This window comes from Phycicoccus elongatus Lp2, from assembly GCF_000367525.1.
Classification (GTDB): domain Bacteria; phylum Actinomycetota; class Actinomycetes; order Actinomycetales; family Dermatophilaceae; genus Phycicoccus_A; species Phycicoccus_A elongatus.
The window spans coordinates 2,922,798-2,929,218 of record NZ_HF570956.1 but is presented as its reverse complement, the minus strand read 5'-3'; the positions used below and the strand labels follow the sequence as shown (position 1 = coordinate 2,929,218).

6 protein-coding genes are annotated in these 6,421 nt (G+C 70.5%); 3 read left to right on the top strand and 3 right to left on the bottom strand.

From position 1 onward, the window contains the following. The 3 genes from BN10_RS15920 to BN10_RS14170 form a co-directional block, all read left to right on the top strand. A partial coding sequence (locus BN10_RS15920) for a CPBP family intramembrane glutamic endopeptidase (RefSeq protein ID WP_051369728.1) occupies positions 1-588 on the top strand: 588 nt, incomplete at its 5' end. Between the two features lie 10 nt (positions 589-598). Continuing rightward, positions 599-1,183, top strand: coding sequence for a TetR family transcriptional regulator C-terminal domain-containing protein (locus tag BN10_RS15915; RefSeq protein WP_051369726.1), 585 nt, complete (start codon positions 599-601; stop codon positions 1,181-1,183). Positions 1,184-1,192: 9 nt separating this feature from the next. Then, positions 1,193-1,960, top strand: a complete 768-nt coding sequence (locus BN10_RS14170; protein ID WP_010851942.1) for a DUF4031 domain-containing protein — start codon at positions 1,193-1,195, stop codon at positions 1,958-1,960. Here BN10_RS14170 and BN10_RS14165 read toward each other — a convergent pair. From BN10_RS14165 to BN10_RS14155, 3 genes are all read right to left on the bottom strand, one after another. Beyond that, positions 1,913-3,886 (bottom strand): DUF2339 domain-containing protein, encoded by a 1,974-nt coding sequence (locus BN10_RS14165; protein WP_051369725.1) that lies wholly within the window; start codon positions 3,884-3,886, stop codon positions 1,913-1,915. The two genes, BN10_RS14170 and BN10_RS14165, sit on opposite strands and share 48 nt — an antisense overlap. Positions 3,887-4,151: 265 nt before the next feature. After that, positions 4,152-5,573, bottom strand: coding sequence for a sensor histidine kinase (locus tag BN10_RS14160; protein WP_233354323.1), 1,422 nt, complete (start codon positions 5,571-5,573; stop codon positions 4,152-4,154). A gap of 56 nt (positions 5,574-5,629) precedes the next feature. Then, positions 5,630-6,334, bottom strand: a complete 705-nt coding sequence (locus BN10_RS14155) for a response regulator transcription factor (protein WP_010851939.1) — start codon at positions 6,332-6,334, stop codon at positions 5,630-5,632. Between the last annotated feature and the right edge of the window lie 87 nt (positions 6,335-6,421).

The window sequence follows — 6,421 nt, the reverse complement described above, 5'->3', positions numbered from 1 at the left end:
CCCCCCCCCCCCGCCGCGGCCCTCGTCGGTCTGATCCGCATGCTCAGCAGCCGTATCGGCCTCTCCCGTTTCGGCTTCCGTCGCCCGGCAGCCGGCAGCGCTCGCCCGCTGATCTGGTTCGCCCCGCTCGCCCTCGGCCCGGTCCTCGTCGCGGCCACCACGGGCATCGCCGTCGACCGCGCCCTCATCCCCGGCTTCCTCTGGCTGGCCGCCGCAGCCGCCTTCTCCGAGGAGATCTGGTACCGCGGGATCGTCATGGCCACCCTCCGCCAGCGCTCACGCCGCACCGCCATCGTCGGCTCCGCGGTCATCTTCGGTGTCCTCCACCTCGCCAACCTCTTCGGCGGCGCCTCACCCCTCTACGCGGGGCTCCAACTGGCCTTCGCCGCCCTCTTCGGCCTTGTCGCCGCCCTCGTCGTCGAGCACACCGGCAGCCTTTGGCCGGTCATCGCCTGGCACTTCGCCCACGACGCGATCACCTACGTCGGCGGGGATGCCCTCAACGCGACCACCCTGGCGGTCCTCGCGGTCGAGGTCGTCGTGCTCGCGGCATACGCGGGCGTGCTGTGGCGTCGGCTGCCCGCCTAAGGTGACCACCGTGGAGCTCACCGACCGCCAGCGCGAACTCGCCGAGGTCGCCCTCGGGATCGTCGCTGCCGAGGGGATGGCCGCCGTGACCTTTCGCTCGGTCGCGGCGGCCTCGGGCTGGTCCCTGGGCGCCGTCCAGAAGGCCTTTGCCGCCAAGGACGAGATGTATGCCGCGATGTTCGCGACGCTTCGCGCGACCGAAGGCGTCGGTCCCCGCAACCCGCCGGGGCAGCCGACCGTGCAGGCGTGGCTGACCGAACTCGTCCTCACGATCCTTCCCCTCGATGACCGGACCCGGGCCCTGACCGTCCAGGGGGCGGCGTTCGCCGAGCGAGCGGCGCAGGACTCAGCCGTCGGCGCCGCCATCGCCACCAGCGATCACGAGACGCGCGGCCTGCTCGCCGCCCTCATCGCCAAGGGTCAGGCCGACGGCGAGATCCCCGACTCCGTGAATCCCGCCACGGCCGCCTGGGGCCTGCTCGCGCTCGCCCAGGGAGCGGCCTCCCAACTGCTCTATGACCGCGTCGACGAGCAGGCCGTCACTGCCCTGGTTCGAGCCTCGGTCGCCGCCCTACTGCACCGGCCGACTCCCTAGGCTGTCCGAATGGCCCTGCTCATCGACCCGCCCGCGTGGGGAGCGCATGGCCGCCTGTGGTCGCATCTGATCAGCGACACGAGCCTGGCTGAACTCCACGACTTCGCGAGGGCGCTCGGCATCCCGCGTCGGGCGTTCGAGGGCGACCATTACGACATCCCCGAGGAGCGGTATGCCGCGGTGCTGGCCGCCGGGGCCGCTCCCGTCCCCGGGCGGGACCTGCTCGCTGCCCTCTCCCGCTCTGGACTGAGGTTCCCTAAACGCAAGGGGGACAAGGGGATCGAGCGGTTGATCGGGTTGACTCTCCCGTCCGGGACAGTCGCCGACGTCGACCTTGTGGCCTCGCCGCGCGAGATGGACGAGCGCCGGGTCTTCGCCGCCATGGTCTTCCTCAGCGATGCCGGCGGCGATCTCGTGGCGGTTCACTCGGTGCGCCGTGACCAGTGGGGCTCGCCCGGCGGCTGGCGCGAAGCGGGGGAGTCAGTGCGGGAGAACGCGATTCGCGAAGTGAGCGAGGAGACGGGTCTCTCCGTCACGACTGACGAGCTGTCGCCCTGCGGCTATGAGCGGTGGCGCCACGTCTCCGGGCCGTGGCCCAACAGGCCCGGGCAGGACGTGCTCCAGACGTTCCGGGCGACCGTGGCGTCCGTCCGTCCGACCCTGGCCCCGTCGCTCGATGACACCGACGATCGCCGATGGGTGACGTTGCGGGAGTTCGAAACTCTGTGCTCAGCGGAGTTCTGGTGGCCCCTGGCCGACCGAGTGCTCCGTGGCTGACGGCGGCACTGGCGGTGGCGCCGGGTCCGCCGACTTGCGGGCCCGGTCGAGCGCCTTGGCATACCCGGCCCCGGTCGCCAGGAGCAAGAGGCCCACGACGATGAAGGCGACCACCCGCCAGATCCCGGCGAGGACCGCGAGGTCATAGACGAAGAGCTTGGCCACGGCTGTCGCTGCCAACCCGAGGCCGAGCCAGACGGCGAGGTCGGAGTCCTTGGCGCGACGCAGACCGAGGATGAGCAGCCAGGCGGCCGCGACCATCCACAAGATGGTCGCGAGCGCATGTCCGGCGCGGAACCCCGCGGGTGCGGCATCCATCGCCCGACCGACGAGCACTCCCGCCGCCACGACACCCGTCGTCGCAACGACGAGCCCGAAGACCCAACTCGCTGCCCCGACCACACGGCGACCGGCGAAGGACATGGCGCGCATCCGATGGGCCAGCCAGGCGAGTGCGACGACCAGTCCGACGGCGACGACCGAGTCGACGATCGTCACGCCAAGATCACTGTCGAGGGCCGAGCGCTCGACCAGGACGGTGAACGGATGCCGCAGGTAGGTGAGCAGGGCGATCACGGTGACAAGCAAGGCCCACCCGGTGACATTGCGTGAGCGCGTCAAGGCCGCGACGACCGTGTAGATGAGCGCGAGCACCAGCAGTCCGGTGCCGATCCGCGAGCCGTCCGAGCGGGCGACGACGGCCAGCAGAAGGGCGAGCGTGCCCACGCCGGTCGCGGGCACGGTGAGGCCCACGGGGAGCCAACGCTGGGACTCGCCGAGTGCGGCATACCCGAGGAAGGCGACGCCCGCGAGCAGGAACAGGACCGTGCGCCACGGCATCGGCGTGAGGGCGAGCGACACCAGGAGCGGGGTGGCGGTTGCGGCCACCTCGGCGATGGCCGTGGCCGGCACGGCGTGGCCGCGACCGAGGGTGGCCAGGAGCAGACCACCGAGGGCGAGCACGGTGGTCACGCCAACATGCGCCCAGGGCTCAGCCGGGTGGAACTGGTTGGCCAGCGCCCCGACGACGACGACCAGAGCCGCCGGGAGCACGCGAGCGAGGGTCGCCCACGGCCAGGTGCGACCGAGCTGGACCGGCCACGATCCGAGGGCGAGGACCACCATGAACGCCGAGAGCACCCAGGAGGAGTGATCGACGAGCGAGGGGACCATGAGCCCGGCGCCGAGGAGCAGCAGGACGGCGAGGAACTGGCTGTCCCAACGACGCGCGATGACCAGACCCGAGCCGACGACGAGTAGGGCCAGAGCCAGCCCGGCGACGGGCGGTAGCCAGCCATAGGTCGCGGTGACGGCGACGACGACCAGGTATGCCGCGGCATACCCCGTCGCGGCGAGGGCCAGTGCCGCGTGGCCGGACCTCCCGGCGGCGCGCTCGCGGTGGCGCAGGCGCAGCGAGAGCCCGATGAGGGAGAGTGCGAGCAATGCGCCGAGCACGACTCGGGGCACCGGGCCGAACCACTGCTGCTGGACGGCCAGGACGAGGAGCATGACGAGGCCGGCGAGGGTGACGATGGCCCCCGCGACACCGAGGACGCGCGTGATCACGGACTCGTTGCGCCACCATCGGGACAGGGCGTTGGTCGGCTCCCGCGGGGGCCATGCCGCGGGGTGCTCCCACGGTGCCGCCGGCGGCATCATCGGGGTCGATGTCATCGGGGGCATCGGTTGGCCGAGCCCGGGCACGGGTGGCATCTGAGGGATCGGTGGCACGGGCGCGGCAGGGGGAGGGGTGACGGCGACAGGTGGCTGCGTCACCGGCTGCGGTGGGGCTGTGGGGCTCGTGGCCTCCTCGACGTCGTGGCGCAGCCGGGCCAGGCCATTGCCCACGGCATACAACTGCTCCATCGCGGTCGCGAAATCGCGCTCGAGGCGTTTGAGGTCGTCGAGTCTGGGGTCCCCTGTCATGCCGTCATTGTCACCCACTCGGTGATCGGTCGCCGGGGCCTGTGCACAAGTGGCGGGCCGTGGCCGGCGGGGGAATTCGTCGTCGCGGAGGGGGAGGCGACGAACTCGACCCCGCCGGGCCACGGCCCGGTGGGACGGCCGCGCTGACTCTCCGGGGGCCAGCGCGGAGGAGGTCGCTGGTCCGGACACGGCCGGGTCCTGCTGTCGTTCCCGAGGCTGTTCCCTGTCCCGCGGGCCCGACAACGACAACACTGGCGGTCGTCTCTCAACGCCCCATCGGTGCAGGCTGGGAAATTCCTGTGGGGATTCGGACGATGAACGTGGCTCCGCCGCCGGGGGTCTCGCCGATGCCGACGCGTCCCCGATGGGCCGCGACGATGGCCGAGACGATCGACAGGCCCAGCCCGCTGCCCCCGCCCGTGCCGCGGCTGCGGGACGGATCGAAGCGCACGAAACGCTCGAAGACCCGACGGCGCTCGGATTCGGGGATGCCGGGCCCGTGGTCGATGACCTCGACGACCGCCGCGCCGCCGTCGCCGTCCTCGACCTGGCCGAGGCGCACCTCCACCGGTGAGCCCTCGGGCGTGTGGGCCAGTGCGTTGGCCAGGACATTCGTGAGCACCTGACGCAGGCGGGAGTCCGATCCGTGCACGACCGTCGGGACGAGTGGGCCGTCGCGCCCGATGAGACGAATTGTGCGCTCTGGCGCCCGAGCTCGTGCATCGGCCACCGCGTCGGCAGCGAGCACCGTGAGGTCGACCTCGCCCCGCATGTCCACGGGTTCGTCGTCGAGCCGGGCGAGGACGAGCAGGTCTTCGACGAGTCCGGTCATCCGCTTGGACTCACCCTCGATCCGCTCCATGGCGGCGTCCGCCTGCTCGGTGGTCGCGAGGGCACCCTGACGGTGCAACTCGGCATACCCCTGAACCGTGGCCAGGGGGGTCCGCAGCTCGTGGGACGCGTCGGCGACGAACTGCCGCATCCGCGCCTCGGAGGCCTCCCGCACGGCGAAGGACTCCTCGATCCGACCGAGCATGGAGTTCAGACTCTGGGAGAGAGAGGTCACCTCGTCGTCGGCCTGGCGAACCGGAATCCGCTGTGTCAGATCGCCTTTGGCGATGGCAGCAGCGGTGTCCTCGATCTGGCGCAGCGGGCGGAAGGCTCGCGTCACGGCATACGAACCGATGAGTGCGCACAGCGCGAGGACGAGCGCGCTGATCACCCCCGAGGTGAGCAGCAGTCGCGCCACCGTCTTGTTCATCGAGCGCAGGGGGACCCCGACGGCGAAGGTGCCGTCGTTGCCGACTCGCCCGGCGATGAACCGCCACTTCATGTCGCCATCGGTGGAGGTCACCGTGAACGGAGTAGCGTTGCGAATTCGACTGTCCCCCAGGGGGATACGTGGCACCTCGGGGTGAAGGGACTCGCCGGTCGGATTGGCCTCGTGGACATGAGTGCCGTCGGGTTGCATCAGGACGAAGGCGTATCCGGTGGGGAGGCCGACGCGTACGTTGTCGAGGTCGTCGAGCGCCTGGTTTGCCACGGGCGCGGCCACCGAGGCGAGCTCGGCGTCGATCCGGCCGAGCAGGTCGCGCTTGGTGAGGTATGCCGTCGCGCTGGAGAGCGCGACGAGGGACACCGTCAGCAGGACGAGCAGGATGGCGACGAGTCTGAAGCGCAGGGGCATCGCCTCGAGCCGACGGACAGCCGGATGGGTGAACGACGGGGCAACCATGGGTGCGATCAGCCCTGGGGTGGCAGCTTGAGGACGTAGCCGACGCCTCGCTTGGTGTGGATCAGTGGCTGGAGGCCCTCGGTGTCGATCTTGCGCCGGAGGTAGGAGATGTAGGACTCGACGATGCCGGACTCGCCGCGGAAGTCGTAGTCCCACACGTGGTCGAGGATCTGGGCCTTGGACAGAACGCGGTTGGGGTTGAGCATGAGGTAGCGCAACAGGTTGAACTCGGTCGGGCTGGTCTCGATGATCCGGTGGCCGCGGCGGACCTCGTGCGCGTCCTCGTCGAGCTCGAGGTCCTCGAAGCGCAGCACGGTTTGGTCGTCGGTCTCACCTCGCGTGCGACGCAGGACGGCGCGGATGCGGGCCACGACCTCGTCGAGGCTGAACGGCTTGGTGACGTAGTCGTCGCCGCCCACGGTCAGGCCCTTGATCTTGTCGTCGAGGGAGTCGCGGGCAGTGACGAAGACGATCGGGATGTGCTTGCCGCTCTCCCGGATCCGCCGTGTCACGGCGAAGCCGTCGAGGTCGGGGAGCATGACGTCGAGGACGACGAGATCGGGTTCGAGCGAGCCGGCCAGCCGGATCGCCTCGGTGCCATTGGAGGCGGTGTGGACCTCGAATCCCGCAAACCTCAGGCTGGTCGCCAGCAGCTCTCGGATGTTCGGTTCGTCCTCGACGACGAGGAGGCGTGCCTCAGAGTCTGTGCCCATGGTGGGCAGTCTGCGGGAGTTCGCTGAATGTTTGCTGGATACCCCTGGAACTCAACTCGCAGCCGACCACATCCATAGGTGTGGTGG